General features: G+C 74.2%; 2 protein-coding genes. Both read left to right on the forward strand.

Annotated elements, in window-relative coordinates:
• The coding region (locus N4P33_RS35120) for a toxin-antitoxin system HicB family antitoxin (protein WP_260830960.1) at positions 1-200 on the forward strand (200 nt) is incomplete at its 5' end.
• Positions 197-1,441, forward strand: coding sequence for a cytochrome P450 (locus N4P33_RS35125; protein WP_260830961.1), 1,245 nt, complete (start codon positions 197-199; stop codon positions 1,439-1,441). The genes N4P33_RS35120 and N4P33_RS35125, both read left to right, overlap by 4 nt.
• The last annotated feature ends 125 nt before the right edge of the window (positions 1,442-1,566 follow it).

The raw sequence follows: 1,566 nt of genomic DNA on the forward strand, positions 1-1,566 counted from the left end.
CGCCCCCGGAGTGGGACGCGCACCCGGTGGCCCGGGTCAGCCTGCGCCTGCCCGAGCCGCTCAAGAACCGGGCCGAACAGGCCGCCGCCCGCCAGGGAATCTCGCTCAACGCCTGGCTGGTCGCCCTGACCCACACCCACCTGGAGCGTTCCGCCCCGGCCCCCGCCCTGATCCGTACCACCGTCCAAGGAGAGCCATGACCGCCATCGCGCCGGAGACCGTCGAGCTGACCTCCGAGCTGATCAGCGACCCCGAGCGTGGCTACACCGCGCTGCGCCGCCAGGCCCCCCTGGTGCGGGTGACCCTGCCGGGCATCGAGACACCGGTCTGGCTGATCACCCGCTACGAGGACGCCCGCGCCGCGCTCGCCGACCCCCGCTTCGTCCGCGACCAGGCCAAGGTCCCCGGATACGTGCAGGACGGGCCGAGCATCGCCCAGCAGATGATCGACGCCTACGGGCTGCCCGCCGAGTACAGCGACTACCTGGGCATCATGGTCCTCGTCGACGGCGCCGAGCACACCAGGCTGCGCGCCCTGGTCACCCAGTCCTTCACGGCCCGCCGGATCAACGCGCTCAGGCCGCGCCTGGAGCAGATCACCGCGGACCTGATCGCGCCGCTCGCCGCCCGGCAGGAGGCCGAACTCCTCGAGGACGTCGGCTATCCGCTGGCGTCCACCGTGATCTGCGCGCTGATCGGCGTCGACGAGCCCGACGTGGCGGACATGCGCACCTGGATCCGCCAGTACGCCTCCGGCGACCCCGAGCTGTTCGTGCCCGCCCTGCGCAACATGGTCGAGTACGCCAAGGGCCTGATCGCGCGCCGCCGCGTGCGGCCCGCCGACGACCTGGTCTCCGCCTGGATCGCCTCCGGCGATGAGGCCGACGGCGGCCTGACCGAGACGGAGATGGTCGCCCTGGTGCTGCTGCTCGTGAACACCGGCATCACCCCGCCGGCCCTGTTCATCGCGTCCGCCGTGCTTGCCCTCCTGGACCACCCCGACCAGCTGGCGCGGCTGCGCGCCGAACCGGAGCTGCTCACCCGCGCGGTGCCCGAGCTGCTCCGCTTCACCTCACCGGTCCCGATGGGCGCGCCGCTGTACGCCACCGAGGACCTGGAGTTCGCCGGGATGCCGGTCCGCAAGGGCGAGGCGGTCACCAGCGCCCTGCTCGCCGCGAACCATGACCCGGACGAGTTCAGCGCCCCCGAGAAGCTCGACATCACCCGCGAACTCGGGCGCGGGGTCGGCCATGTCGCCTTCGGCCACAGCGCGCACTACTGCATCGGGGCGGCGCTCGCGCGGCTGGAGGCCGAGGTCGTCCTCGACCAGCTGCTCGTGCGGCGCCCCGGCCTGACCCTCGGCTCCGCCCGCGACGAGCTGGAGTACTTCGACCTGCCCGGCGAGGGCCGTCACCTGCGCGCCCTGCCCGTCCGCCTCTGACCCTCCTCCCCGCAGGAGCCGGCCCCCCCCGTGACCGGGCCCGCTCCCGGCCCCCGGCCCGCACGGCACCCCTCCGGCCGTGCGGGCCGCTGGGCTGTCCGCGAACCGGTGCCGGGGCCCGGGCG

Origin of the sequence: Streptomyces sp. 15-116A (assembly GCF_025290915.1) — a bacterium.
Lineage (GTDB): Bacteria > Actinomycetota > Actinomycetes > Streptomycetales > Streptomycetaceae > Streptomyces.

What these genes read in the sequence shown, in the direction of transcription:
- N4P33_RS35125 (WP_260830961.1), top strand. Translation starts at nt 197, where the DNA reads ATGACCGCCATCGCGCCGGAGACCGTCGAGCTGACCTCCGAGCTGATC.